Source organism: Geodermatophilus maliterrae (genome assembly GCF_041018925.1).
Taxonomy (GTDB): Bacteria; Actinomycetota; Actinomycetes; order Mycobacteriales; family Geodermatophilaceae; genus Geodermatophilus; species Geodermatophilus maliterrae.
In genome coordinates this window covers 29,113-54,703 of sequence record NZ_JBFNXQ010000024.1, presented here as the reverse complement: position 1 = coordinate 54,703, position 25,591 = coordinate 29,113, and the positions used below count along the sequence as shown (strand labels likewise).

At 75.9% G+C, this 25,591-nt stretch carries 28 protein-coding genes; 13 read left to right on the top strand and 15 right to left on the bottom strand.

Translation table 11 applies throughout. From position 1 onward, the window contains the following. On the bottom strand, positions 1-1,836 hold a 1,836-nt coding region (locus tag ABQ292_RS09945), incomplete at its 3' end, for a helicase-associated domain-containing protein (protein ID WP_369205776.1). Between the two features lie 68 nt (positions 1,837-1,904). On the opposite strand from ABQ292_RS09945, the gene ABQ292_RS09940 reads away from it, so the two are divergent. The 3 genes from ABQ292_RS09940 to ABQ292_RS09930 all read left to right on the top strand — a co-directional run bounded on the left by ABQ292_RS09940 (position 1,905) and on the right by ABQ292_RS09930 (position 4,427). After that, entirely contained in the window at positions 1,905-2,456 is a 552-nt protein-coding gene (locus ABQ292_RS09940; RefSeq protein WP_369205774.1) for a hypothetical protein, read from the top strand. A gap of 91 nt (positions 2,457-2,547) precedes the next feature. Then, positions 2,548-2,775 carry a hypothetical protein gene (locus ABQ292_RS09935; RefSeq protein WP_204692862.1) on the top strand — a complete coding sequence of 76 codons (228 nt, stop codon included), beginning with the start codon at positions 2,548-2,550 and terminating at the stop codon, positions 2,773-2,775. Beyond that, on the top strand, positions 2,772-4,427 hold the full coding sequence (locus tag ABQ292_RS09930) for an AMP-binding protein (protein WP_369205772.1): 1,656 nt from the start codon (positions 2,772-2,774) through the stop codon (positions 4,425-4,427). Before ABQ292_RS09935 ends, ABQ292_RS09930 begins: the two co-directional genes overlap by 4 nt. Before the next feature lie 125 nt (positions 4,428-4,552). Here ABQ292_RS09930 and ABQ292_RS09925 read toward each other — a convergent pair whose 3' ends face one another. Beyond that, positions 4,553-5,320 (bottom strand): endonuclease/exonuclease/phosphatase family protein, encoded by a 768-nt coding sequence (locus tag ABQ292_RS09925; protein ID WP_369205770.1) that lies wholly within the window; start codon positions 5,318-5,320, stop codon positions 4,553-4,555. 73 nt (positions 5,321-5,393) lie between these two features. Between ABQ292_RS09925 and ABQ292_RS09920 the strand changes: the two genes are divergently transcribed. Together ABQ292_RS09920 and ABQ292_RS26680 are read left to right on the top strand one after the other, a co-directional pair. After that, positions 5,394-5,963, top strand: a complete 570-nt coding sequence (locus tag ABQ292_RS09920; RefSeq protein WP_369205768.1) for a nucleotidyltransferase family protein — start codon at positions 5,394-5,396, stop codon at positions 5,961-5,963. Positions 5,964-6,158: 195 nt separating this feature from the next. After that, positions 6,159-6,554, top strand: a complete 396-nt coding sequence (locus tag ABQ292_RS26680; RefSeq protein WP_438940579.1) for a cold-shock protein — start codon at positions 6,159-6,161, stop codon at positions 6,552-6,554. A 70-nt stretch (positions 6,555-6,624) separates the two neighbouring features. On the opposite strand, the gene ABQ292_RS09910 is transcribed toward ABQ292_RS26680, so the two are convergent. Together ABQ292_RS09910 and ABQ292_RS09905 are read right to left on the bottom strand one after the other, a co-directional pair. Further along, a complete protein-coding gene (locus ABQ292_RS09910; protein ID WP_369205766.1) occupies positions 6,625-7,128 on the bottom strand; it encodes a DUF2771 family protein in 504 nt (167 codons plus the stop codon). Next, entirely contained in the window at positions 7,125-8,813 is a 1,689-nt protein-coding gene (locus tag ABQ292_RS09905; protein WP_369205764.1) for an MFS transporter, read from the bottom strand. Before ABQ292_RS09905 ends, ABQ292_RS09910 begins: the two co-directional genes overlap by 4 nt. Positions 8,814-8,940: 127 nt before the next feature. Here ABQ292_RS09905 and ABQ292_RS09900 point away from each other — a divergent pair, with 127 nt between their 5' ends. Continuing rightward, a complete protein-coding gene (locus ABQ292_RS09900) occupies positions 8,941-9,735 on the top strand; it encodes a DUF3027 domain-containing protein (RefSeq protein ID WP_369205762.1) in 795 nt (264 codons plus the stop codon). On the opposite strand, the gene ABQ292_RS09895 is transcribed toward ABQ292_RS09900, so the two are convergent. Continuing rightward, positions 9,732-10,007 (bottom strand): DUF2530 domain-containing protein, encoded by a 276-nt coding sequence (locus ABQ292_RS09895; RefSeq protein ID WP_369205760.1) that lies wholly within the window; start codon positions 10,005-10,007, stop codon positions 9,732-9,734. The two genes, ABQ292_RS09900 and ABQ292_RS09895, sit on opposite strands and share 4 nt — an antisense overlap. 106 nt (positions 10,008-10,113) lie before the next feature. Here ABQ292_RS09895 and ABQ292_RS09890 point away from each other — a divergent pair, with 106 nt between their 5' ends. From ABQ292_RS09890 to thpR, 5 genes are all read left to right on the top strand, one after another. After that, entirely contained in the window at positions 10,114-11,646 is a 1,533-nt protein-coding gene (locus tag ABQ292_RS09890; RefSeq protein WP_369205758.1) for an NCS2 family permease, read from the top strand. A 33-nt stretch (positions 11,647-11,679) separates the two neighbouring features. Then, on the top strand, positions 11,680-12,114 hold the full coding sequence (locus ABQ292_RS09885; RefSeq protein WP_369205756.1) for a MarR family winged helix-turn-helix transcriptional regulator: 435 nt from the start codon (positions 11,680-11,682) through the stop codon (positions 12,112-12,114). Continuing rightward, positions 12,111-13,382 carry an MFS transporter gene (locus ABQ292_RS09880; protein WP_369205754.1) on the top strand — a complete coding sequence of 424 codons (1,272 nt, stop codon included), beginning with the start codon at positions 12,111-12,113 and terminating at the stop codon, positions 13,380-13,382. Before ABQ292_RS09885 ends, ABQ292_RS09880 begins: the two co-directional genes overlap by 4 nt. Positions 13,383-13,452: 70 nt before the next feature. Next, complete coding sequence (locus ABQ292_RS09875) at positions 13,453-13,872, top strand: hypothetical protein (protein ID WP_369205752.1); 420 nt, start codon at positions 13,453-13,455, stop codon at positions 13,870-13,872. Then, positions 13,869-14,426, top strand: coding sequence for an RNA 2',3'-cyclic phosphodiesterase (gene thpR / locus ABQ292_RS09870; protein WP_369205778.1), 558 nt, complete (start codon positions 13,869-13,871; stop codon positions 14,424-14,426). The genes ABQ292_RS09875 and thpR overlap by 4 nt, the downstream gene beginning before the upstream one ends. A gap of 7 nt (positions 14,427-14,433) precedes the next feature. On the opposite strand, the gene ABQ292_RS09865 is transcribed toward thpR, so the two are convergent. Continuing rightward, the gene (locus tag ABQ292_RS09865) at positions 14,434-15,411 is read right to left on the bottom strand and encodes an aldo/keto reductase (RefSeq protein ID WP_369205750.1); all 978 of its coding nucleotides are present in this window, start codon (positions 15,409-15,411) and stop codon (positions 14,434-14,436) included. Positions 15,412-15,429: 18 nt separating this feature from the next. On the opposite strand from ABQ292_RS09865, the gene ABQ292_RS09860 reads away from it, so the two are divergent. Beyond that, complete coding sequence (locus tag ABQ292_RS09860) at positions 15,430-16,245, top strand: thioesterase family protein (protein WP_369205748.1); 816 nt, start codon at positions 15,430-15,432, stop codon at positions 16,243-16,245. Positions 16,246-16,291: 46 nt separating this feature from the next. On the opposite strand, the gene ABQ292_RS09855 is transcribed toward ABQ292_RS09860, so the two are convergent. The 7 genes from ABQ292_RS09855 to ABQ292_RS09825 all read right to left on the bottom strand — a co-directional run bounded on the left by ABQ292_RS09855 (position 16,292) and on the right by ABQ292_RS09825 (position 23,001). Beyond that, entirely contained in the window at positions 16,292-18,685 is a 2,394-nt protein-coding gene (locus tag ABQ292_RS09855; protein ID WP_369205746.1) for an ATP-binding cassette domain-containing protein, read from the bottom strand. Between the two features lie 94 nt (positions 18,686-18,779). Next, positions 18,780-19,343, bottom strand: coding sequence for a TetR/AcrR family transcriptional regulator (locus ABQ292_RS09850; protein WP_369205744.1), 564 nt, complete (start codon positions 19,341-19,343; stop codon positions 18,780-18,782). A 74-nt stretch (positions 19,344-19,417) separates the two neighbouring features. Then, positions 19,418-20,215, bottom strand: a complete 798-nt coding sequence (locus tag ABQ292_RS09845; protein WP_369205742.1) for an ABC transporter permease — start codon at positions 20,213-20,215, stop codon at positions 19,418-19,420. After that, positions 20,212-20,934, bottom strand: coding sequence for an ABC transporter ATP-binding protein (locus ABQ292_RS09840; RefSeq protein WP_369205740.1), 723 nt, complete (start codon positions 20,932-20,934; stop codon positions 20,212-20,214). The genes ABQ292_RS09845 and ABQ292_RS09840 overlap by 4 nt, the downstream gene beginning before the upstream one ends. A 92-nt stretch (positions 20,935-21,026) precedes the next feature. Continuing rightward, a complete protein-coding gene (locus ABQ292_RS09835; RefSeq protein WP_369205738.1) occupies positions 21,027-21,491 on the bottom strand; it encodes a hypothetical protein in 465 nt (154 codons plus the stop codon). Then, positions 21,407-22,057, bottom strand: coding sequence for a hypothetical protein (locus ABQ292_RS09830; protein WP_369205736.1), 651 nt, complete (start codon positions 22,055-22,057; stop codon positions 21,407-21,409). Before ABQ292_RS09830 ends, ABQ292_RS09835 begins: the two co-directional genes overlap by 85 nt. Next, the gene (locus ABQ292_RS09825; RefSeq protein WP_369205734.1) at positions 22,057-23,001 is read right to left on the bottom strand and encodes an NAD(P)/FAD-dependent oxidoreductase; all 945 of its coding nucleotides are present in this window, start codon (positions 22,999-23,001) and stop codon (positions 22,057-22,059) included. Before ABQ292_RS09825 ends, ABQ292_RS09830 begins: the two co-directional genes overlap by 1 nt. Positions 23,002-23,051: 50 nt before the next feature. On the opposite strand from ABQ292_RS09825, the gene ABQ292_RS09820 reads away from it, so the two are divergent. Next, entirely contained in the window at positions 23,052-23,852 is an 801-nt protein-coding gene (locus tag ABQ292_RS09820; protein ID WP_369205732.1) for a TrmH family RNA methyltransferase, read from the top strand. 90 nt (positions 23,853-23,942) lie between these two features. On the opposite strand, the gene ABQ292_RS09815 is transcribed toward ABQ292_RS09820, so the two are convergent. Then, positions 23,943-24,416, bottom strand: a complete 474-nt coding sequence (locus ABQ292_RS09815; RefSeq protein ID WP_369205730.1) for a YflT domain-containing protein — start codon at positions 24,414-24,416, stop codon at positions 23,943-23,945. 93 nt (positions 24,417-24,509) lie between these two features. Next, complete coding sequence (sepH, locus tag ABQ292_RS09810) at positions 24,510-25,412, bottom strand: septation protein SepH (protein WP_369205728.1); 903 nt, start codon at positions 25,410-25,412, stop codon at positions 24,510-24,512. Positions 25,413-25,591 lie beyond the last annotated feature (179 nt).

Sequence of the window (25,591 nt, the reverse complement as noted above, 5' to 3'; positions counted from 1 at the left end):
GCCCGGCGACTCCCCGGCCGGCGCGTACCCGGCCGCCCGCAGCACGGTGAGCACCTCGTCGGCACCCAGGCCGCTGACCAGCACGCCCGGGGCCAGCCGGCGCAGCTCCGCCGCCGCCGTCCGCCGGTCGCTGAGCACCTGGGACAGCAACCCGTGGTCGTCGGAGCGGACGTAGCACTCGATCGCGCCCACCCGCATCCGGCCGTGCTGGCGGGCGACGTCGTCGACCAGGTAGTCCAGCGCCTGCGGCACCGGCGTCCGCGAGGCGCGGGTGAACAGGTCGTGCAGGTCGGTGGCCGACCAGCCGGCGTCCAGCGCCCGCCGGATCGAGCCCTCCGACACCCGGAACACCGTCGCGCCGCCCGAGGACTCGACGTCGGCCACCACGGAGAGCGTGTCGGCGAGCCGGGCCACCAGCGGCCCCGGCGCGACGAGGGTCAGGTCGGGCTGGGCGAGCACGTGGTCGACCGGCTCGGGCAGCAGGCCCGCCATGCCGTCGGCGGCGCCCTCCTCGCCCCGGGCCAGCAGGCCGCGGCCGCCCGTGGACAGCACCCCGCCCACCAGGACGCCGATCCGCGCGGCCTCGGCGAGCACGTCGGGCACCGGCGCCAGCCGGTCGGCCCGCCGCGGCGCGCGCCAGCGCAGCAGCGTCACCAGGTCGTCGGGCGCCAGCCCCCGGCCGGGCGGGGAGTCGGCCAGCGCGGCCAGCGCCGAGCGGCGGATGCCCGGGGCGGTGTGCCGCACCAGGTCGGGGGAGAGCGCGTTGACCGCCTTGCCGGCGACGTCGCGCTGCCCGACCAGCGAGGGCAGCCGGGTGCTCTCCAGCCAGCCGGCGGCCAGCGTGGCCCAGCGGTCGGGCAGCGGCTGCTCCCGCCACAGGTCGTAGCCCCGGGTGGGCAGCCACTCGTCGCGGTGCGGACCGCCGACGTCGAGCAGGCCGGCGCAGAAGCCCAGCTCCAGCAGCCAGCCGGCGTCGGCCTCCGACACCGACAGCGCCCGCGCCAGCCGCTTGCGGTCGCGGACGGCGACCCCGCCGCTGCGCAGCAGCCCGGCCGGCTCCTCCTCGAGCACCGCCAGCAGCTCGCCCACCCGGCCGACGGCCTCCAGCGCCGCGCCCGCGGCCTGCAGGTCGACGGCGGCCGGGTCGCGCTCGACGACGGCCGGCTCGGGACGCAGCCGCGGCGGCCCGTAGGGCTGGTCCCCCCGCAGCAGCAGCCCGATCTCGCGGGGCAGCTCCACGTTGAGCGCGTCGATCCGCGCCAGCAGCCCGGCCTGCAGCAGCCGGCGGGCCGGTGATGCCGCGCCGCCGCCGCTCTCGGGCAGGTGGCCCACCGGCCGGTCGCCGGCCAGCCGCTCGAGCACCTCGCGCTCGGCCGCCTCGAGCGCGCCGACCGCCGCGGCCAGGTCGGCCGGCAGGGTCACCCGCAGCTCGGCCGCCCGGCGGCCCAGCCCGGCGGGGTGGCGGACGGCGCGGCGCACCTGGTCCGGGGCGTGCAGGACGTCGTCGCCCCACAGCAGCGCCCGGGTGGTCAGCCGGTCGATCGCGGCGTCGAGGACGTCGTCGGGCACCCCGGGCAGCGCCGCGGCCACGTCCGCGGCCTCGATGCCGTCGGTCGGGGCCAGCAGGACGACGTCGAGCACCTGCAGGGTGGCCGCGTCGAGGTCGTCGAGCGCCCGGTCCACCGACACCGGGACCGCCAGCCGGCTGGCCAGCGCGACGACGTCCGAGGGCGCGGGCCGGGCGACGTCGGGCCGCGCGGTGAGCAGTGCCGCGAGCTGGGCGTCGCTGCGGGTGCGCAGCCACGCGGCCAGCGTGGCGGGACGGTCGGCAGGCATCCGGTCAACGCTACGTCGGCGCGGGCGGCCCTGCCGCCGTCGCACCCGGGCCTGCCAGCATGGAGGGCGTGCACCCGGCCGCCGACGACCCGCACACCCGTGCCGCGCTGGAGGGCTACCGGGCCGGTGCGCTGCGCTGGCTGGCCGGTGGGGTCATCGCCGTCGTCGTGGCCGTGCTGCTCGGCGCGGTGGCCATCAGCGTCGCGGAGGACCGCGGCCGCCCGCTGCCCCTCGTCGGCATGGTCGTGGTCGTGCTGGTCGTCAGCGGCCTCGCCGCCGCGGTGGCCGGGCTCGGGGGCCTGCTGCGGGCGCTGCGCTGGCAGCGGGGGCTGTCCGCCGTCGGGTGGCAGCGGGGGCTGCTGCGCATCGCCGGCCCGGCGATCGTCGCCTTCGAGCCCGAGGGCTACGACGAGTGGGACCCCGACGACGAGCCGGTGCGGCTGCGCCTGGTCAGCACCTCGGTGTGGCGCACCCGCCAGGTCCAGGACCTCGACGGCGGCGAGGTGCGCGCGGCGCCGGTCGGCAGCGGCCAGTGGGTGCTCACCGCCGAGGGCCTGCCCACCCTCTACGGCGCCCGCACCGCCGGCCGCTCCCGCCGCACTCCCCGCGATCGGGGGTGATGCGGGTGCGGCTGCTGCGGGTAGGACACGGGGCACGCGAGAATGACCCCGACGCGCACCCTGGGGGGTGTGCCCGGAGCACGGAGGCGACATGGCCAAGCGCAAGGAGAAGCACGCTCACCTGGTCGAGCCCACCTGGGGGCAGTCGGAGGACGCCGGGCCGCCGGTGACCGAGTTCCTCGGCGAGATGGCCGGCCCGCTGTCGCCCTTCGGTGAGGACCACAGCTTCCCGCTGCCGCCGGAGCGGATCCGCTACGCCCACCCCACCGACAAGCCCAACCGGGCCGGGGTGCAGCTCCCGGAGAACCGCCGGCGATGAGCGGGCCCGCGCTGCCGTCCTACGCGAGCGGCACCTCGACCGTCCCCCTCCTCGGGGACACGATCGGTGCGGACCTGGACCGGACGGCGGCGCGGGTGGGCGACCACGAGGCGCTGGTCGAGTGCGCCACGGGCCGCCGCTGGACCTATCGGCAGCTGGTCGCCGACGTCGACGCCTGCGCCCTCGGCCTGGACGCCCTCGGCGTGGGCAAGGGCGACCGGGTCGGCATCTGGGCGCCCAACTGCGCCGAGTGGGTCTTCGTCCAGTACGGGACGGCGAAGCTCGGCGCGATCCTGGTGAACATCAACCCCGCCTACCGCACGCACGAGCTGGCCTACGTCCTGCAGCAGGCCGGGATCTCGGTGCTGGTGGCCGCGCCGGAGTTCAGGACCAGCGACTACCGGGCGATGGTGGCCGAGGTCCGCGGCGAGTGCCCGGACCTGCGCCAGGTCGTCTTCCTCGGCGACCCGGAGTGGGAGCGGCTGATGGCCACCGGCCGGGCCGCCGACCGGGGCCTGCTGGCCGAGCGGGCCGCCGAGCTCTCGCCGGACGACCCGATCAACATCCAGTACACGTCGGGGACCACCGGCTTCCCCAAGGGCGCCACGCTCAGCCACCACAACCTGCTCAACAACGGCTTCTTCGTGGGCGAGGGCTGCGGCTACACCGAGGCCGACCGGATCTGCATCCCGGTGCCCTACTACCACTGCTTCGGCATGGGGATGGGCAACCTCGGTGCCACCAGCCACGGGGCCACCATGGTCATCCCGGCACCGGCGTTCGACCCCGCGGCCACGCTGCAGGCCGTGCAGGACGAGCGGTGCACGTCGCTCTACGGCGTCCCGACGATGTTCATCGCCGAGCTGGCGCTGCCTGACTTCGGCACCTACGACCTCTCCAGCCTGCGCACCGGGATCATGGCCGGCTCGCCGTGCCCGGTGGAGGTGATGAAGCGGGTGGTCGCCGAGATGGGCATGACCGAGGTGACCATCTGCTACGGCATGACCGAGACCTCCCCGGTCTCCACCCAGACCGGCGCCGACGACGACCTCGACCGCCGCACCTCCACCGTCGGGAGGGTGCACCCGCACCTGGAGGTGAAGGTGGTCGACCCCGCCACCGGCATCACCGTGCCGCGCGGGACGCCGGGGGAGTTCTGCACCCGCGGCTACTCGGTGATGCTCGGCTACTGGCAGCAGCCGGAGAAGACCGCCGAGGTCATCGACGCGGCCCGCTGGATGCACACCGGCGACCTCGCCGTCATGGACGAGGCCGGCTACCTCAACATCGTCGGCCGGATTAAGGACATGGTGATCCGCGGCGGGGAGAACGTGTACCCGCGCGAGGTCGAGGAGTTCCTCTACACCCACCCCGACGTCGTCGACGCCCAGGTCATCGGGGTGCCCGACGAGCGCTACGGCGAGGAGCTGATGGCCTGGGTGCGGCTGCGCGAGGGCGCCGAGCCGCTGACCGCCGAGGCCCTGCGGGAGTTCTGCGCCGGGAGGCTGGCCCACTACAAGGTCCCGCGCTACGTCAAGGTCGTCGACGCGTTCCCGATGACGGTCACCGGCAAGGTGCGCAAGGTCGAGATGCGCGAGGCCTCCGTCCAGGAGCTGGGTCTGCAGTCGGCCGCCGCCGTCCGCAACGCCTGAGGCCCCGTCCCGGGTCCCGCCCTGAGCTTGCGAAGGGTGGGGAGGACGGGGTCCTTCCTCTGCCCCCCGCCACTCGCGAGCTCGCGGCGGGACCCTGCAGGGGGGCCGGCGGGGTCCTCCTCCGCTCACGTCACCCGGACGGGGACGACGAGCGCCCGGTGGTCCGACAGCGGCAGCCGGGGCGCCTCCGCCGCCCCCGTGGCCACCAGCCGGCCGCGGGCCAGCACGTGGTCGAGCTGCCGGGTGGGCGCGTGGGCCGGGAAGGTCGCGCCCGCGGCCAGGGACCGCAGGCCACTGACCCGGGTGGCCTGCCGCGGCTCCATGTTCAGGTCGCCGAGCAGCACCAGCGGCTCGCGGGTGCCGGCCAGCGAGCGCACCAGCCGGCGCAGCTGGAAGGAGTTCCAGCCCGGGATGAACGACAGGTGGGTGGCGGCCACGGTGAACTGACCGTGCGGGCCGTCGAGCACGGCGGCCACGGCCACCCGCGGCTCGTCGCCGACCAGCTTCGGCGCCCGGGCACCCCGGAACCACACCGGCACCCGCCCGTTCAGCGCCGGCAGCCGCACCACCCGCCAGGACACCACCGGGAAGCGCGACAGCAGGGCGATGCCGTAGCTGGCCGAGCCTGGCTGCTCGTCACCGGTGGCGGCCATCCACGTGCCTCCGGGGGTGCCCGCCAGCGCGGCGACGAACTGCGAGTCGACGGCGCCCATCGCCTCGGCGGCCACCGCGGTGAGGTCGGCGTTCATCGAGCGGGGCTGGTCGCGGTCGACCTCCTGCAGGCCGAGGACGTCGGCGTCCAGGGTCTTCACCGCGGCGGCCAGCCGGTCGACGTCGACCCGGTCGTCCACCGTCGAGCGCCCGTGCAGGATGTTGAAGGTCGCGATGCGCACGTCGTCCTGCGTGCCCCGGCCGGCCCGTCCCCACGCGTGCGTGACGCGCCCGGTCGCGGGTAGCAGCCGGGTCGTGCAGCCCTCCGACCGCGACGAGATCCGCGACCTCCTCAAGCGCACCGCCGTGGCCCTCAAGGAGGGTGGCGTCCCCTTCGCCCTGTGCGGGGGGTACGCGGCCTGGGTGCGCGGCGCCCCCGAGCCCGACCACGACGCCGACTTCCTCGTCCCCTCCGCCGAGGCCGAGCGGGCGGTCAAGATCCTCCACGACGCCGGCCTGCAGGTCGAGGACCCGGCCGAGGACTGGCTGACCAAGGTCGTCCAGGGCAACTCGTTCGTCGACGTGCTGTGGCGCACCTGCGGCCACCCGGTGGAGAGCGACCTCATCGAGCGCGCCGAGGACAGGTCCGTGCTCTCGGTGCACATGCCCGTCCTCGCGGCCACCGACATCCTGGTCACCAAGCTCATGGCGCTCGACGAGCACTACTGCGACTTCTCGCGGCTGTTGCCGGTGGCGCGGGCGCTGCGCGAGCAGGTCGACTGGCACACCGTCCGGCGCGAGGTCGCCGACAACGACTTCGCCGTCGTCTTCCTCGACCTGCTCGGCCGCCTCGGGGTGGTCGGGGAGGAGGTCGGCGCGGGCTGAGCAGCTCCGCCGCCGCGGCCGGCCCCGCGACCACGACGGCGGTGATCGGTGAGCCGGTGGGTCGCCGGGGTCCGGGACGGGCGGGCACCCGGTCAGGCCGGGCGCGACGGACGACTAGCCTGGGCGGGGAGCGGTGCGTGCGCGCCGCCGTCGGCCGGCCCCCGGGCCGGGACACCCGCGAACGAGGGAACGAACGTGCCCACCGGCAAGGTCAAGTGGTTCAACCCCGAGAAGGGCTTCGGCTTCCTCTCGCGCGAGGACGGTCCCGACGTCTTCGTGCACAAGGACGCCCTGCCGTCGGGGACCACCGAGCTCAAGCCGGGCCAGCGGGTGGAGTTCGGCATCGTCGCCGGCCGCCGCGGCGACCAGGCGCTGCAGGTCCGCGTCCTCGACCCGCTGCCGTCGGTGGCGGCCAAGGTCGCCGCACAGCACCGCAAGAAGCCCGACGAGCTGGTCCCGATCATCGAGGACCTGATCAAGCTGCTCGACGACGTCTCGAACTCCCTGCGCCGCGGCCGGCACCCCGACCGCGGCGAGTCGCGCAAGGTGGCCGCGGTGCTGCGCGCGGTGGCCGGCGACCTCGAGGCCTGAGGGAGGACCACCCTCCCCCCACGCCCCGCACCCCCGGCGCGGGCCCCTGGAGGGTGGCCGTTCCCTCACCTCACGAGGCGGGGGTGACCGGGGCCGGTGACGGCGTCGGCTCGACCCCGACGTCGCCGCCGGCCCGCAGGAACCCGATCGGCCAGGCGCCGGCGAACACGCAGTCGCCGTGCTCGTCCTCGACCACCACGAGGTAGAAGGCCGGCGGGACGACGTCGGAGCTGTTGATCCCGTCGAACCGGGCCTGCCCGTCCTCGACGTCGACCTCGCCGAGCCGCTCCTGCAGCCGCTCGTCGTAGACCTGCACGCCCCACCCGTTGTCGGCGACCTCCTGGGGGACGGTGAGCACGATCGGGGTGTCGGGGGAGACCTCGACGACCGGCGGTTCGACCTCGTAGCGCTGCCCCTCGCCGTCGCCGCAGTACTGGGTGGGCCGGGCGCTGACCTCCTGCGGCCCGGCCGTCACCGTCACGTCCGGCGGCGCCGACGACCCGCCGGAGCCGCAGCCGGCCAGCGCAGCCGTCAGCACGCCGGCGAGCAGGGCCGGGGTGCCCCCGCTCCTCACGCCCGGCCCTCCGGGACGGTGGGCGGGTCCGTCACCCGGGGCGCGTCCGGCACGGTCGGGGCCGCCGGGTCGACGGGCACCCAGCGCCGCCGGCGCGGCGTCCAGAGCACCAGGCCGACGGCGAGCACGAGCAGCGCGGCGGCGACGGTGAAGCCCAGCCAGCCGATCGGCGGCAGCGCGATGCCGATGCCGCCGCCGACCACCCAGGCCAGCTGCAGCACCGTCTCCGACCGGGCGAACGCCGAGGCGCGCAGGCTCTCGGGCACCTCGCGCTGGATGATCGCGTCGAGGGCCACCTTGCCCAGCGCGTTGGCGACCGCCGCGACGCCGGCGACCGCGGCCGCCATCGCCAGGCCGAAGAACACCGCAGCCAGCACGGTGACCGCCGCGGCGGCCCCGGCCGACCACACGACCACCCGGTCGGGATCGGCGGCGTGCAGCCGCGAGCCGATGCCGGTGCCCAGCACGCTGCCGGCGCCGGCCGCCCCGGCGATCGCGCCGAGGGCGAGGGTGGCCTCCCACCCGTCGGTGACGGTGGCCTGCACGAGGAACGCCGAGAAGATCGTGAGGAACCCGCCGAGCCCGCGCAGCGCCGCGGTGGCCCGCAGCGCCCGGACGACGTTCGGGTCGACCGTGCGGCGCCGGCGCCGGCGACCGGACTGCGGGGCCGGGCCGGTGCTCAGCACGTCGGCCGGCTGCTCGCCGGTCGGGACGTCGACGTGGCGGGGCAGCCGGACCGCCATGACCCCGGTGACGGCGAAGACGGCGGCCGTGGCCCACAGCAGGGGCGCGAAGCCGGCCAGCGCGGCCAGCCCGGCGCCGACGCCGCCGAAGACCCCCGCGGTGACCAGCCCGAACACCGACAGGCGGGCGTTGGCCGAGGTGAGCGACATCGCGCGGGGCAGCACCCGCGGGACCACCGCGGCGCGCAGCACGTTGTGCGCCTTGGACAGCACCAACACGCCGAGCGCCGCCGGGTAGAGGGCGACGTCGTCGAAGTGGGCGGCCATCACCAGCGCCAGGGCCACCCGGCCGAACGACGCCGCGCCCAGGGTCCACCGCCGGCCGCGCTGCAGCCGGTCGAGCAGCGGGCCGATGACCGGGGCCACCACCGCGAACGGCGCCATGGTGACCAGCAGGTACAGCGCCACGTTGCCGCGCTGGGCGTCGGTGGTGGCGGCGAAGAAGAGGGTGCCGGCCAGCGAGACGGCGACCATCGCGTCGCCGGCCATGTGCAGGGCGTTGACCCACAGCAGGTGGGTCAGGCCGGTCTCCGCCGCGCCGTCGGCCCGGCTGGCCGCCCGCACGCGGGCGACCGCGGCACCGGTCAGCTCACGGGCGCGCGCGACGGCGACCCGGGTGACGGTCGCCTTGGGCGCGGGCGGGGGTGCCGTCGGCGGGAGGGCAGGGGGCGGGACGGGGTACGCCGGGTGGCCGTACGCGGGTGCGCCGTAGGCGGGCGGCGCCGGGTACGCCGGCGGTGCGGGGTCCGTGGGGGGTCCCTGGTAGCGCGGCCCGACCGGGGGAGCGGCGGCCATCGGGCGCGTCCCCGGCCGCGGCTCGGTCGTGGTCAGGTCGAGCGGGGTGGTGTCCACGCGGTCGGGCGAGCCGGGCTCGGGCTGCGGCGGCACCGGACGGCGGCGCAGCAGACCCCGGGCGGGCCCGGGCGGACGCGAGGACGGCACGCCTCCATGGTGCCGTACCTCCCTGAGCAGGGGCTGCGACCGCGACGGGCCTCACGAGGGCGGGCCCCGCGACCGCCGCGGCCCCCGCGGCCTCGGCGCCGGGGGAGGCATCGGCGACAATGGCGGCGTGCACCCCGACTCCGCCGACGGCGACCCGCTGACCGCGGCGGTCGACCTCGCCCGCGCCGCGGCCGAGGAGACCGCCGGTGACCCCACGCTCGTCGGTGAGCACCTCGGCGCCACACCCGAGCCGCTCGGCGATCCCGCCGAGGGGGTGCCGCCCGGCGCGCTCGGCCAGGTGCTCACCCACTCCTTCGCCAGCCGCCAGCCCGGCTACGTCGGCTGGCACTGGGCGGTCACCCTCGCCCGCGTCCCCGACAGCGACGAGGTCACCGTCGACGAGGTCGTGCTGCTGCCCGGCGACGCGGCGCTGCTGGCGCCGGCCTGGGTGCCCTGGCACGAGCGGCTGCGCCCCGGCGACCTCTCCGTGGGCGACGTGCTGCCCGCCACCGAGGACGACCCGCGCCTGGTGCCCTCCTACGCCACCGAGGACGACGCCGCGGCCGACCCGGAGGCGCAGGCACTGGCCACCGAGCTGGGGCTGGGCCGCGAGCGGGTGATGTCCCGCGAGGGGCGCAGCACCGCGGCGGCCCGCTGGCTGGCCGGGGAGTTCGGCCCGCGCGCCCCCATGGCCCGCCAGGCACCGGGCCCGTGCGGCACCTGCGGGTTCTTCCTGCCGCTGGCCGGCTCGCTGCGCGGACTGCTCGGCGCCTGCGGCAACGAGTACGCGCCGGCCGACGGCCGCGTCGTCGCCGTCGACTACGGCTGCGGTGCGCACAGCCAGGCGACCCTCGCCGCCGGCGAGCCCGCCGAGGTGGTGACGTCGGCCCGCTACGACACCGCGGACTTCGACGTCCTCTAGCGGCCACCCTCCAGGGGCCCGCGCCGAGCTCGCGAGGCGTGGGGGGGAGGGCGGTTCTTCTGCTGCCAGCGCATGATCCCCAGCCCCACGAACGGCAGCACGATGCCGGCGACGCAGGTCCAGGTCCACACCGGCTCCAGCCGGTCACCGAGCAGCAGCACGACGACGAGGGCCACGACCCACAGCGCCGTCCCGGCCAGCACGACGCGGGCGGTGTCGACGCGCAGCGGGGGAGGAGCCTGCTTGGGCGGGCTCGGCTCGGGGCGGGGCACGCGGCGACCCTAGGCCCCGCAGCACCCGGACCCGCGGGGAGGCGGGCGGGCGGTGTGGCACGCTGTCGCCGCTCACCTCCCGGCAGCAGCGTCCGCAGGAGCCCCCATGCCCGAGAAGTCCCGTCCCTCCGGCGGTGCCGGCGCAGCCGGCCACGTCGGTGACACGCCGGCCGACGTCTCCGCCGGCGCGTCCCGGCCCCGGCGCAGCGAGGGCCCGAGGATCCGGCCACGCAACGGCCTGGACCGGTTCTTCTCGATCAGCGCGCGGCGCAGCACCGTCGGCCGCGAGGTGCGGGGCGGGCTGACCACGTTCTTCACGATGGCCTACATCGTGGTGCTCAACCCGATCATCCTGTCCGGCGCCGACATCACCGGCGCCACGCTGCCCTTCGGCGCCGTCGCCGCGGTGACCGCGCTGGTGGCCGGCGTCCTGACGATCCTCATGGGCGTCGTCGGCCGCTACCCGTTCGCGCTGGCCGCGGGCCTGGGCATCAACGCCATCGTCGCCGTCTTCGCCGCCACCCAGCTGGCCTGGCCGGAGATCATGGGCCTGATCGTGGTCGAGGGCCTGCTGATCACCGTGCTGGTCCTCACCGGGTTCCGGAAGGCGGTGTTCGAGGCCATCCCGCCGCAGCTGAAGACGGCGATCGCGGTCGGCATCGGCTTCTTCCTCACGATCATCGGACTGGCCGACGCCGGGGTGATCCGCCCGGGCACGCCGCTGATCAGCTTCGGTGTCGGCGGCCAGCTCGCCGGGTGGCCGCTGCTGGTCTTCGTCGTCGGGCTGCTGCTGACCGCGGTCCTCGTCGTCCGCCGGGTGCGCGGCGCGCTGCTCATCGGGATCGTCGTCTCGACGGTGCTGGCGATCGTCGTGGAGGCCGTCGCCTCGATCGGGCCGCGCACCGGCGCCGACGGCAGCGAGGCGAACCCGCGCGGCTGGGCGCTGCAGGTGCCCAGCCTGCCCAGCGAGGTCGTCAGCGCCCCGGACCTCTCGCTGGTCGGGCAGTTCTCGCTGTTCGGCGGGTTCGAGCGGATCGGCGTCGTCGCCGCGCTGCTCGTCGTCTTCTCGATCATGATCGCCGACTTCTTCGACACGGTCGGCACGGTCACCGCCGTCGGCGCCGAGGGCGACCTGCTCGACGAGCGCCGCAACCTGCCGGGGTCCCAGCCGGTGCTGCTGGTCGACTCGGTGGCCGCGGCCGCCGGTGGCGCGGCCGGCGTCTCGTCGAACACCACCTACATCGAGAGCGCCTCCGGGGTGGCCGACGGCGCCCGGACCGGGCTGGCCAGCGTCGTCACCGGCGTGCTGTTCCTGCTGGCGATGTTCTTCACCCCGCTGGTGCAGGTGGTCCCCTCGGAGGCGGCCGCCCCGGCGCTGGTGGTCGTCGGCGCGCTGATGATCACTCAGATCCGCACCCTCGAGTGGGACGACATGTCCCTGGTCATCCCGGCGTTCCTGACCATCGCGCTCATGCCGTTCACCTACTCGATCACCAACGGCATCGGCGCCGGCGTGATCAGCTACGTCCTGCTGCGGACGGCGGTCGGCCGGGGGCGGGAGGTGCACCCGCTGATGTGGGTCATCGCCGCCGCCTTCGTCGTCTACTTCGCGCTGGAGCCGCTCCAGCAGCTGTTCTGAGCCCGGCTAAGGGTCGCAGGTAGGCTCCCGGCCGTGACCCGGTCGACGCTGGACACCGCAGCGCTGGCCCACGACCTGCGGCTGGCCGTCATGCGTTTCTCCCGGCGGCTGCGCAACCAGCGGGTCGACACCACGGTCACCCTGACCCACCTCGCGGCGCTGTCGACGCTCAAGCGGCACGGCGCGATGAGCCCGGGGGAGCTGGCCACCCACGAGCGGGTGCAGCCGCCGTCGATGACCCGCGTCGTCGTCGCGCTCGAGGGGATGGGGCTGGTCACCCGCAGCCCGCACCCCACCGACGGCCGCCAGGTCGTCATCGACCTGACGCCGGCCGCCGACGACCTGCTCACCGAGGAGGCGCGGGCCCGCGAGGCCTGGCTGTCCGGGCAGCTGCACCGGCTCACCCCCGAACAGCGCGCGACCCTGCGGGAGGCCGCGCTGATCATGGAGGAGCTCGCCGGTGGGTGACGTCGACGGCCGCTGAGACGACCCCCGCCAGGACCGCGCCGGCCCGCGGCCGGGGGTCCTTCCGGTCGCTGCGGGTGCACAACTTCCGGCTCTACGCCTCGGCGAACCTGGTCAGCCTGACCGGCACGTGGATGCAGCGCATCGGCCAGGACTGGCTGGTGCTGCAGCTCTCCGGCGACAGCGGGGTGGCCCTCGGCCTGGTCACCGCGCTGCAGTTCGGCCCGACGCTGCTGCTGAGCATGTACGGCGGGGTGCTCGCCGACCGCTACGACAAGCGCCGGGTCCTCGTCGTCACGCAGGTGCTCATGGGGCTGCTGGCCCTGGTGCTCGGCACCCTGGTGGTCACCGGCGTCACCGCGCTCTGGCACGTCTTCCTGCTGGCCGGCTCGCTGGGGTCGGTGACGGCGATCGACGCCCCGGTGCGCCAGGCGTTCGTCTCGGAGATGGTCGGCGGCGACCTGCTGGCCAACGCCGTCGGGCTGAACTCGACGATCTTCAACGGCGCCCGGCTGGTCGGTCCGTCGCTGGCCGGGCTGCTCATCGGTGCCTCCGGGGGCGACACCGCGCCGGCGTTCTTCGTCAACGCGGCCAGCTTCGTGTTCACCATCGGGGCGCTGTCGCTCATGCGGCCGGGGGAGCTGCGCCCCAGCACGCCGGTGGCGCGCGGCCGCGGTCAGCTGCGGGCGGGCCTGGTCTACACGTGGTCGCACCCCGACCTGGTGCTGGCGATGGTGCTGGCCTTCGTCATCGGCACCTTCGGCTTCAACTACCAGGTGACCATCGCGCTCATGGCCCGCGAGGTCTTCGACCTGGGGGCGGAGGCCTTCGGCCTGCTGTCGACGACGTTCGCCGTCGGCTCGCTCACCGGCGCGTTCCTGTCCACCCGGCGCAGCGCCCGGCCGCGGCAGCGCTTCCTCGTCGGGTCGGCGGTGGTGTTCGGGCTGCTGACGATCGCCTGCGGGCTGGCGCCGGGCTACGCGTCGTTCGCCGTCCTGCTGGTGCCCGCGGGCGCGGCCGCGCTGGTGTTCAGCGTGGCCAACAACAGCTTCGTGCAGCTCGGCGCCGACCCGCAGATGCGCGGGCGGGTGATGGCGCTGTACTTCATGTGCTTCATGGGCGGCACGCCGCTCGGGGCGCCGCTGATCGGCTGGGTGTCCGAGCACCTCGGCGCCCCGTGGGGGTTCATCCTCGGCGGGGCCGTCGTGGTGGTCGCCGGTCTCGGCGCCGGGCTGGTCCTGGCCCGCCGCCGTCCGGCGCCGGCCGGCTGACCCGGCCCCCTGGCGGACGGCGGCGCGCCGACGTACCGTCGCCTCCACCGTCCTCTCCGGTCGGAGCGCGATGTCCGAGGCCCTGCTGCACCTCCTCGCGATCACCGGCCTGCTCGTGGGCAGCTTCGCCGCCATGGGCCTGGCGTTCCGCCTCTTCTCCGGTCAGCTCCGGCTCGACCTCCGGGCCCGCCGGACCGCCCGCCGGCGGGCCCGTGGCCTCGAGCCGCCGCCCGAGCCGGTGCACCGCCCGGTCGAGCAGGTGGCCGCCGACCTGCGCCGGCTGGCCGGCCAGCTCGACCGGGTGCCGGCCGGCTCGCCGCAGGTGCGCCGGCGCGGCTTCCAGGCCGCCTACGACGACGTCCTCGCCGAGGCGGCCGCGCAGTTCGCCGTCCCGAACACGCTGGCCACGCTGCCGCCCGGTTTCCCGCGCGAGGTCGAGCGGCTGCGGGTGGAGACCGCGCTGGCCGAGGCCGGCCTGTCGGTCCGCTGAGCGAGCCGGCGGCGCTGCGGCTGTTCGTCTCGGTGGCTCCGCCCGCGCAGGCCCGTGACCACCTGGCCCGGGCGCTGGCACCGCTGCGCGGGAGCCCCGGGGAGCCGCGCTGGGGTGACCCGGCCCGCTGGCACCTCACCCTGCTGTTCCTCGGCGCCGTCCCGCCCGCGCTGCTGCCGGACCTCACCGCCGCCGTGGGGAAGGCGGTGGCCGGCACGTCGGCGGCGACGCTGCGGCTGGCCGGGGCCGGCCGGTTCGGGTCCCGGCGCCGGCCCGCGGTGTGCTGGGCCGGGCTCGACGGCGACGTCGCCGTCCTCGCCGCGCTGGCCGGCCGGCTGGCCGCCGCCGCCCGCGGGCTCGGCCTGCCGGTCGAGGACCGGCCGTTCCGCCCGCACCTGACGCTGGGCCGGTGGCTCCCCCGGCGACCGGCCGACGGCGACCTGGCCGACCGGCTGGCCGGCTACCGCGGGCCGGAGTGGCCGCTGCGCGAGGTCGTGCTGGTGCGCAGCACCGCCGGCCGCCACGAGCGGCTGACCACCTGGCCGGTCCCCTGACCCCTGCTCACCAGGCGTACTCCTCCGGGGCGGTGCGGTAGCCGGGGAAGACCTCGTCGAGGCGGTCGAGCTGGGCCTGCTCGAGCCGGACGTCGAGGGCGGCCAGCGAGCCCTCGAACTGGTCCATCGTGCGCGGCCCGACGATCGGCGCGGTGACGCCGTCCTGGTGCAGCAGCCAGGCCAGGCCGACGTCGGCCGGGGTCAGGCCCCACTCGCGGCAGGCGTCCTCGTAGGCCTGCAGCGCCGGGCGGTGCCGCTCGATGCGCTCCCGGTTGCGCTCCAGGTGCCGCCGGTCGCCCTCCTCGTCGCCCAGGACGCCGGCCAGCAGGCCCTGGGCCAGCGGGCTCCACGGGATGACCCCGATGCCGTAGTGCCGCGCGGCCGGCAGCACCTCGAGCTCCACGTGCCGGGTGAGCAGGTTGTAGTGCGACTGCTCGCTGACCAGCCCGAGGAAGTGCCGGCGCGCGGCCGCCTCGTTGGCCGCGGCGAGCTGCCAGGCCGCGTGGTTCGACGACCCGACGTAGAGGACCTTGCCCTGGGCGACGAGCGTCTCGCAGGCCTGCCAGATCTCGTCCCACGGCGTGGCCAGGTCCACGTGGTGGAACTGGTAGAGGTCGATCCAGTCGGTCTGCATCCGGCGCAGCGAGGCCTCGCACGCGCGCACGACGTTCCGGGCGGACAGGAAGGTGTCGTTGGGCCAGTCGGACATGCCGCCGTAGACCTTGGTGGCGAGCACCGTGCGCTCCCGGCGCCCGTCGCCCTGCGCGAACCAGGTGCCGAGCACCTCCTCGGTGCGGCCCTTGCCGGCCTCGAAGCCGTAGACGTTGGCGGTGTCGAAGAAGTTGAGGCCCTCGGCGTGCGCCCGGTCCATGACCGCGTGCGCGTCGGCCTCCTCGGTCTTCCAGCCGAAGTTCATCGTGCCGAGGCACAGCCGCGAGACCGACAGGCCGCTGCGGCCCAGGTGCGTGTAGTCCACCCCGATCACCCTGGCACCCTGTCCGCCGTGCCGCAGACCGACGCCGCGCCGGAGAGCGCCTTCGACCGGGCCACCGCCGTCTCCCGCACCGAGGGCGGCGGGTACCGCGCCGAGCTCGACCCGGACTGGGACGTCGGTGGCGGGGTCCTCAACGGCGGCTACCTGCTCGGCGTCGTCGCGCGGGCGGCGCTGCTCGACGGGCTGCACCCGCACCCGGTCGCGCTGTCGGCCAGCTACCTGCGCGCCACCCCGGGTGGCCCGGCCGACCTCACCGTCACCCCGGGTCCGGCCGGGCGCACGCTGGCGCACTCCTCGGTCCTGCTGTCCGGCGCGGCCGGCCCCTCGCTCGCCGTGCAGGTGACCACGGCGACCCTCGGCACCGACCCGGCCGACTACACGGTCAACCCCCCGCCGGAGCTGCCCGGGCCCGGCGACTGTGTGGCGACCCGGGACACCGAGGGCGGGCCGTCCGTCGGGCTGGCCCGGCAGATCGACACCCGGCTGGACCCCGCGACCGCGGGCTGGACCGTCGGCCGCCCCTCGGACCGGCGGGTGCTGCGGGCCTGGATCCGGCTGGCCGACGGCCGCGACCCCGACCCGCTGGCGCTCCTGCTGTTCGCCGACGCGCTGCCGCCGACCGCCTTCGCCGTCGGCCGGCCCGGCTGGGCGCCCACCGTGCAGCTGCAGGTGCTCGTCCGCGCGCTGCCGGCACCGGGCTGGTGCCTGGTCGAGTCCCGCTCCACCGAGGTGACCGGCGGCTGGTCGGACGAGGAGTGCCGCATCTGGGACGCCACCGGCCGGCTGGTCGCGCAGGCCCGCCAGCTGGCTCGGGTGGCCCGCTGACCCCCGCGCCGGGTGGCCCGGGGCGGACCGTCCGTGCGGGCTCCGGTCAGTGGCCGACGTAGGCCGCGAGGTGCTCGCCGGTGAGCGTGGAGCGGGCGGCGACGAGGTCGGCCGGGGTCCCCTCGAAGACCACCCGGCCGCCGTCGTGGCCGGCGCCGGGGCCCAGGTCGACGATCCAGTCGGCGTGCGCCATGACCGCCTGGTGGTGCTCGATGACGACGACCGACCTGCCGCTGTCGACCAGCCGGTCGAGCAGCCCGAGCAGGTTCTCCACATCGGCGAGGTGCAGGCCGGTGGTCGGCTCGTCGAGGACGTAGACGTCACCCTTCTCGGCCATCTGGGACGCCAGCTTGACCCGCTGCCGCTCGCCGCCGGAGAGGGTGGTGAGCGGCTGGCCGAGGGTGAGGTAGCCGAGGCCGACGTCCGCGAGCCGGTCGAGGATCGTGTGGGCAGCCGGCGTGCGTGCCTCGCCGTCGCCGAAGAACTCCTCGGCCTCGGCCACCGACATCGCGAGCACCTCGGCGATGGTGCGACCGCCCAGCGTGTACTCCAGCACCGATGCCTGGAACCGCCTGCCCTCGCACACCTCGCAGACGGACTCGACGGTGGCCATGACGCCCAGCTCGGTGAAGATGACGCCGGCGCCGTTGCACGCGGGGCAGGCGCCCTCCGAGTTGGAGCTGAACAGCGCCGGCTTCACGCCGTTGGCCTTCGCGAACGCCTTGCGGATCGGCTCCAGCACTCCGGTGTACGTGGCCGGGTTGCTCCGCCGTGAACCGCGGATGGCGCCCTGGTCGATCACCACCACGCCGTCGCGGCCGGCGACCGAGCCGTTGACCAGCGAGCTCTTGCCGGAGCCGGCGACGCCCGTGAGCACGCAGAGCACGCCGAGCGGGATGTCGACGTCGACGTCCCTGAGGTTGTGCGTCGACGCGCCACGGACCTCCAGCGCGCCGGACGGCGCACGCACCGAGTCCTTGAGTCTCGCCCGGTCGTCGAGGTGCCGTCCGGTGGTGGTGTCGCTGGCCCGCAGCCCCTCGACGGTGCCCTCGAAGCAGACCGTGCCGCCCCCGGTGCCCGCGCCGGGGCCCAGGTCGACGACGTGGTCGGCGATCGCGATGGTCTCGGGCTTGTGCTCCACGACGAGCACGGTGTTGCCCTTGTCCCGCAACTGGAGCAGCAGGCCGTTCATCCGCTCGATGTCGTGGGGGTGCAGGCCGATCGTGGGCTCGTCGAAGACGTAGGTGACGTCGGTGAGCGACGAGCCGAGGTGGCGGATCATCTTGGTCCGCTGCGCCTCGCCCCCGGACAGGGTGCCCGCCGGCCGGCCGAGCGAGAGGTACCCCAACCCGATCTCGGTGAACGAGTCGAGGAGGTGCCGCAGACCGGCGAGGAGCGGGGCGACGGACGGCGCGTCGAGCGCGCGGACCCAGTCGGCGAGGTCGCTGATCTGCATCTCGGAGAGGTCGGCGATGTTCCTGCCCTCGATCGTCGACGACCGGGCCTCCGGGGTGAGCCGCGTGCCGTCGCACTCGGGGCAGGTCTGGAACGTGATCGCGCGCTCGACGAACCGCCGGACGTGCGGCTGGAGCGAGTCGACGTCCTTGGAGAGGATCGACTTCTGGACCTTCGGGATGACGCCCTCGTACGTGAGGTTGACGCCCTCGACCTTGATCTTGGTCGGCTCCTTGTAGAGGAGGTCGTTCATCTCCCTCTTGGTGTACCTGCCGATCGGCTTGTCGAGGTCGAGGCCGACGCCCTGGAAGAGGCGGCCGTACCACCCCTCCATGCTGTAGCCGGGGACCATCAGGCCACCCTCGTTCAGGGACTTCGACTCGTCGTAGAGGGCCGTGAGGTCGAAGTCGGAGACCGAGCCCATGCCCTCGCAGCGCGGGCACATGCCGCCCATGTAGACGACGTCCCGCACCACGGCCTTCTCGACCCGGCCGCCGGCCTTCTCCGTGCTCATCACCCCGCTCGCCTTCCGCGTCGGGACGTTGAACGAGAACGCCGTGGGGGGACCGATGTGCGGCTGCCCGAGCCGGCTGAACAGGATGCGGAGCATCGCGTTGGCGTCGGTGGCGGTGCCGACGGTGGAGCGCGGGTTGGCGCCCATCCGCTCCTGGTCGACGATGATCGCTGTCGTCAGCCCCTCGAGCAGGTCGACCTCGGGGCGCGCCAGCGACGGCATGAAGCCCTGCACGAAGGCGCTGTAGGTCTCGTTGATCAGCCGCTGCGACTCCGCGGCGATCGTGCCGAACACCAGCGAGCTCTTGCCGGAGCCGGAGACGCCGGTGAACACCGTCAGCCGGCGCTTCGGGATCTCGACGCTGACGTCCTTGAGGTTGTTCACCCGCGCGCCCAGCACGCGGATCAGGTCGTGGCTGTCGGCTGCGGGCAGCGCCGCTGACGGCGCGTCCGTCCTCGTGGCCGTGGTCATCGTGTCTCCGTCCGTTCGGCGCGGGGGTCGGATCGTGCCACGTCCCGCCGACGATCCCGGCGTCCCGGCCCGTCCGGCATCGGCCGGGGCGCGACTACGGCCGGTCGCTGCCGGGGAGGACGACCTCGCCGGTGAGGTAGCGCTGCACCGTGGGCCCGATCGCGGCGACGACCGACGCCGGCGATGCCGAGGCCAGCGGCTCCAGCCGGAGGACGTAGCGGGTCATCACCAGGCCCACCACCTGAGAGGCGACCAGCGCGCCGCGCGCCTCGCGCTCCTCGACCGGCACGTCCATCGTGCCGACCACCCGCCGGATGACCTTCGCGAGCACGAACTCGCGCAGCAGCGTCGCCGACCACTCGTGGTTCACCGCCGAGCGGACCAGCGCCAGGGCGGCCGGCCGGGTGGGGCCGTCCCAGACGCGCAGCACCACGCCGACGACGGCGGCGCCGCGTCGGTCCGGCGGCGCGGCGAGCACCTCGGGCAGGAAGTCGTCCGGGTCGGCCGGCGCCTCCACCGCGGCGAGGAAGAGCGCGTCCTTGGTGCCGAAGTAGTGGTGCACCAGCGCGGGGTCCACCCCCGCCGCGCCCGCGATCGCCCGGATGGAGGCGCCGTCGTAGCCGCGCTCGGCGAAGGCGGTGCGGGCCGCGGCCAGCACCGCCTCGCGGGTGTCGGGGTTGCCGGGACGCCGTCCGGTGGGGCGCCGCCCGGTGGGTCCCCGCGCTTCGCGGCTCAGCTGCTCCTCCTCCGCAGGGTCGCCGCCGCCAGGGCGAGGGCGAGGACCGCCGCGCCGGCCACGACGCCGACGTCGGTCCACATCGTGCCGGTCACCGTCGCCGACCGCGCGACCTCCTGCAGGGCCTCGACGGCGTAGGTGAGCGGCAGGACGTCGCTGACCGCCTGCAGCCACCCGGCCATCTGGTCCCGTGGCACCAGCAGCCCGCACAGGAAGAACTGCGGCAGGACGACGACCGGCATGAACTGCACCGCCTGGAACTCGCTGCGGGCGAAGGCGCTGGCCAGCAGCCCGAGCGCCACCCCGAGCACCGCGTCGACGACGGCGATGAGCACGACCGCCCACAGCGGGCCGCGGACGTCGAGGTCGTAGAGCGTCGTCGCCACGGTCACCGTGACCACCGCCTGCGCCGCCGCGGCCAGGCCGAAGGCGGCGCCGTAGCCGGCCAGCAGCGCGCCGCGCGACAGCGGCGTGGTGAGCAGCCGCTCCAGCGTCCCCGAGGTGCGCTCGCGCAGCATCGCGATGCTCGTGACCAGGAACATCACCACGAACGGGAAGACGCCGAGCATCGTCAGCCCGACCCGGTCGAAGGTGGACGGCTGTCCGGGCAGCGTGGGCAGGTCGGCCCACAGCAGGTACAGCAGGCCGAGCAGCAGGCTCGGCAGGACCAGCATCATGGCCACGGTGCGGTGGTCGTGCCGCAGCTGGCGCAGGACGCGGCCGGTGGTGGCGACGGCGGGGCCGGTCACCGTCGCGGTCCCGGGGGTCGTCCGGGTCCTGGTCAGGGTGGTCATGCCGCCACCCGCTCCCCGCGCCGCACCAGGGTCAGGAAGGCCGCCTCCAGGTCGTGCGTGCCGGCGTCGTCGCGCAGCTCGCCCGGCGTCGCGTCGGCCAGCAGCCGGCCCTCCCGCAGGAGCAGCAGCCGGTCGCAGCGGCCGGCCTCGTCCATGACGTGGCTGGAGACGACCAGCGTCGTCCCGGCCGCGGCCAGCTCGGCGAAGCGGGTCCACAGCTCCACGCGGAGCACCGGGTCGAGGCCGACCGTCGGCTCGTCGAGCAGCAGCAGCTCCGGCTCGCCGACCAGCGCGCAGGCCAGGGAGACGCGGCCGCGCTGCCCGCCGGAGAGGTCGGCGACCAGCTGCCCGGCGGCGTCGGCGAGACCGACGGCGACCAGGGCGTCGTCGGCCTCGCGGGCCCCGCGGCCGTAGAGGGCGGCGGAGTAGTGGGCGTTCTCCCGGACGGTGAGGTCGGGGTAGACGCTCGGCGACTGGGTCACGTACCCGACCCGGGCGCGCAGGCCGGGGCTGCCGGCCGGCTCGCCGAGCACGGTGACCGTGCCCGAGCGGACCCGCTGCACCCCGACCAGCGCGCGCAGCAGCGTGGTCTTGCCGCTCCCGCTGGGGCCGAGCAGACCGGTGACCCGGCCGGCCGGCACGGCGCACGACAGCGCGTGCAGCACCCGGCGGTGCCCGCGGTCGACCACGAGGTCTTCGACGGTGACGGCGTCGGTCATGACGGCCTCCCGGGGACGGAACTCAACGCCTGATGAACTCAACGGTAGATGAGTTGCTCGGCGTGCGTCAACGCCCGTCGTCGCGTGGGAGGTCAGGGACGGCGGCGCGCGACGGCGTCGACGGCGGCGATCACGAGGAACGGCACGACCGACCACAGCGCCAGGACCACGACCGCGCGCAGCACCTCGTCGCCGGCGAAGTAGACGGCGTCGCGCAGCCCCTGGACGGCCACCCCGGAGGGGAGGACGGAGGCGAGCGGCGCCGCCCACGCCGGGAGGTACTCCGCGGGGTCGGTCCCCGTGCTGGTCGCGGCGCCGAGGATCAGCAGCACCGCGGTGGCCACGAAGGTGCCCACGCCGCCCAGCAGCCGCAACGCGAGGGCCGCGACGGCGCCCGACGCCGGTGCCAGCAGGGCGACCAGTCCGCCGACCACCCCCGGCGTACCCGGGACGGCGTCGAAGACCGCCAGGCTCAGCAGCGCGCCGGTGGCCCCGGCCGCGGCGGCGAAGAGCACGGAGCTGGCCAGGCGCAGGCGCAGCGCCAGCCGCGGCGCCACCTGGTAGCTGGTGATCCCGAACAGGAAGCGCCGAGCACGACGGCGAAGGCGGTGTGGTCGACGGCCCGGCCGCGGGTGTCCTGCCCCGACAGCGGGACGACGTCGGTCACCGCGAGCTGCTGCCCGGCCCGCTGCGCCGTCGGGGTGAAGGCGCGGGTGAGCGTCTGGGTGACGCCCTGGCCGTGCGCACCGGCCGTCAGCAGCTGCGGCGCGGGTCCGTCGAGCACGAGCGCGCCGCGGACCTCGTCCCGGCGCACCGCCTGCTCGGCCGCGGCCGCGGTGGGCAGCTCGACCAGGCGCAGGGCGCCGGGCTGCGCCGCGCCCACCTCCGCCCGGACCCGGTCGACCTGCCCGGCGGTGCCCACCACGCCCACGCGCAGCTCACGCGGCGTCGCGGTGGTGGAGATGGACATCTGGACGACGAGGAACAGTCCGCCCACCAGGACCGCGACCACGGCGGGGAGCAGGATGCCCCGCAGGCCGGCCCGGGCGGTGGACCCCGTGGAGCGCTCCTCCTCGACCGCCTGGTCGGCCGGGCCGGGGGGCGGGGCGAGCCCGCCGGGCATCAGCGGCTGCCCAGCTCGGTGCCCAGGAGGTGGCCGGAGGCCCAGGCGCTCTCCACCTTCGACGGCGCCCGCCACCCGTCGCCGCACACCCCGATGCCGTCGGCCAGCCCGAACGGCTCCTCGCGCGGCTGCGCCGGCTTGGCGAACGTCCAGCGGTGCACGTGCGTCCAGGCCGGCGGGGTGTCGATGCCGAGCAGGCGCTGCACCGCCGCGGCCACCGCGGGCGCAGCGACGTCGGGGTCGGCCAGGTGCGCCGCGGCGGTGCCGGGGGTGGTGTGCGCGACGAGGACGGGGGCGCCGTCGCCGCGGCGGTCGCCGTCGTCGGCGATCCACTCGACCACCGGGTCGTCGTGCACGAACGCGCCGTGCAGGTCGGCCGGCCAGCGGCGCCCCTCCCAGCCGAGGACGACCGCGAGGGTGGGGTGCCACTCCCGGTCGCCGAGCAGCCGGCCGGCGAGGTCGGCCGGCAGCAGGCGGCGGGCCTGCGGGTCGGGGAGGGCCAGGACGACGGCCGGCGCCTCCTCGCCGTCGACCCGCGGGCCGGGCTCGACCCGCTCGACGGTGTGCTCCTGCTCGACGTCCAGGCCGGCGGCGAGGTCGGCCACCAGCGAGCGGAGGCCACCGGCGGCGGCGTAGCGCACCGGCCCGCTGGTGGTGCGCTCGACGCCGTCCGGACCGGCGACGGCGAAGGTGTCGGTCCAGGGGCGGGCCAGTCCGCGGGCGACCCAGTCCTCGACGACCGCGGCGAACGGCGAGCCGTCGGCGGCGGTGAGGTAGGAGGCGCCGGTGTCGGTGACCCGGTCGTACAGGGTGCGGGAGGCCATGCGGCCCCCGGGGCGGCGGCCGCGGTCGAGGACGCGCACCGGCACCCCCGCCGAGCTCAGGGCACGGGCGCAGGCGACACCGGCGATGCCGGCCCCGACGACGACGGTTCTGTTGGGCACCACTGGATCCTGCGGGCAGAGCGCTCCCGGCGCTCGGGGAGGATCGGGGGGTGCCCGAGCAGATCCTCGACCCCACCGACGAGCGGGTCGCCGACTTCCGCGACCTGCACGCCGGCGACCGGCCGGCCGGGCGGGTGCGGGGGACCGGCCCGGTGATCGTGGAGGGCGTGCCGGCGGTGCAGCGGCTGCTGGCCTCGCCGTACCGGGTGCGGGCGGTGCTCGGCGTCCCCGGGCGGCTGGCCCAGCTCGACCTGCCCGAGGGCGTGCCGGCCTACGAGATGGACGAGTGGGCGCTGTCGGACCTGATCGGGTTCCGGCTGACCCGCGGGGTGCTCGCCTCCGCCGACCGCCGCCCGCCCGCCGACCTCGGCGCGCTGCTGGCCGGCCCCGACGCGGCCGCGCCCCGGCGGCTGGCGGTGCTCGAGGCGCTCAACGACGCGGAGAACCTCGGCTCGATCGCCCGCTCGGCGGTGGCCCTCGGCATCGACGGGCTGCTGCTGGACCCGCGCTGCGCGGACCCGCTGTACCGGCGGTCGGTGCGGGTCTCCATGGGCCACGTGCTGGCGCTGCCCTTCGCCGTCCTGCCCGACTGGCCGGGCGGGCTGGCGCGGCTGCACGACGCCGGCTACCTCACCGTGGCGCTCACCCCGGCGCCGGACGCGGTCGACCTCACCGACGTCGACCCCCGGGCGCACGCGCGCACGGCCGTCCTGCTGGGCGCCGAGGGCCCGGGCCTCACGCCCGAGGCGCAGGCCGCGGCGCGGGTGCGGGCCCGGATCCCGATGCGCGCCGGCGTCGACTCGCTCGGGGTGGCCGCCGCCGCGGCCGTGGCCTTCGCGACGCTCAGGTGACCCGCTGGAACGGCCCCCGTGGGGGCCACGTGGCCCCGTCCAGGGGCTCGCCCCGAGCTCGCGAGGGGTGAGGAGGACGGGGTCCTCTCGCTACTGGCGCAGCGACCAGCGGGCGAGGATCGTGCGCGCCTCCTCGGCCCGCGACGGGTCGCACATCACGTCGTAGCGGCTCGCGGTGATCTGCGAGGTGCTGGTGAAGTCGCGCTGGCCGCGGGTGGCTGCGTAGCCCATCGCGCCGAACAGCGCGCCGAACACGAGCCCGATCAGCAGGCCGGTCAGCACCGAGCTCAACCAGCTCGTGCCGCTGGGCGCGAAGATGCCGAGCAGCAGACCGACGAACAGCCCCCACCAGGCGCCGCCCGCGGCACCGGCACCGATCGCGCGGCCCCAGGTCAGCCGGCCGGTGACCCGCTCGATCATCCTCAGGTCCGAGCCGATGATCGTGACGTTCTCGACCGCGAACTTCTCGTCGGACAGGTGGTCCACCGCGGCCTGCGCCTGCTGGTAGCTGTCGTAGGACCCGACCTGGACGCCGCCCAGCGGCATCGACACCGACATCGACATGTCTCGCTCCACTCCCACGCGTGCTCGTGCGTTCGAGCAGTGGGTTACCCGGGGCGATCCGGTGGGACACGTCCGACTGGTCACACCCGCCGGTCAGTGGTTGCGGCGGACCCCGAAGACGATGTCCTCCCAGGCCGGCACCCGGGCGCGCGGGTCCTCGTCCTCGCCGTCGGTCTCACCGGTGCGCAGCACGACGGTGTCGTGCTCGGAGACGTCCTCGTCGTCGGGAGCGTCGGCGCGGCGGTCGGCCGGACCGCTCCGCGGCGGCTCCGCGGCCGGCGGCGTGCCGCGGTCCTGGGGCGTGCCGCGGTCCTGGGGTGTCCCGCGGTCCTGAGGGGTGGCTCGGTCCTGGGGCGCTGCGCTGCGGTGCACCGGCAGGGACGGCCGCTCGGCCGGGACGCCGGGGACGACGCGCACCAGCCGGGTGCCCTCGGCGAAGTCGCGGGTGGCGGCGTCGAGCGGGCTGACCGCGCGGGCGGGGACGTCGTAGGTCCACTGCGTGGTGCCCTCCTTGGCGCCGGCCTGCCAGGCGGCGGAGACCACCCAGGTGCCGTCGTCGGAGCGGGCGGCGTCCCAGCGGACGGCGTCGAGGTCGGCGCCCAGCAGCCGCAGCCGCTCGGCGAGGAACTGCTGCAGCGGGACGCCCTGGGTGCCCTCGGACAGCCGCACCCGCGCTTCCCGGGCCTGCTCGGCGACGCGCTCGCGCTCCTGCAGCACCGGGTGGGCGAAGCGCATGATCCGCTCGACCCGCGTGCCGGAGGCCTGCGCCACCTGCTCGGGGGTCTCGCCGGCGCGGATGCGCTGCTGGATCACCCGGGGCGAGAGCGCGCTGTCGACCTCGATCTGGCCGAGCCGGCGGGTGTCACCGCGGGCGGCGGCGCGCACCCGGTCGTCGATCCGCAGCTCGAAGCGCTCCTCGTCGCCGTCGGCGCCCTCGAGGGCCAGCACGAGACTGCGGCCGTCCTCGGACAGGGCCACGAGGCGCAGGGGGCGCACGGTGACCTCCTCGGACGGCGACGACGACGGGCGGGCGGCCCGGGGGACACCGGACCACGCGCGAGGCTATCCGCGATCACGGGGAGCGCGCCGCAGGCTCCCGGCGTGGCGGCCGGGGAGATCGTCGGCGCGGTCCCGGGAGCCACGTCCCCCGTGGGCCCGGCCGCCGGACGGCGCGG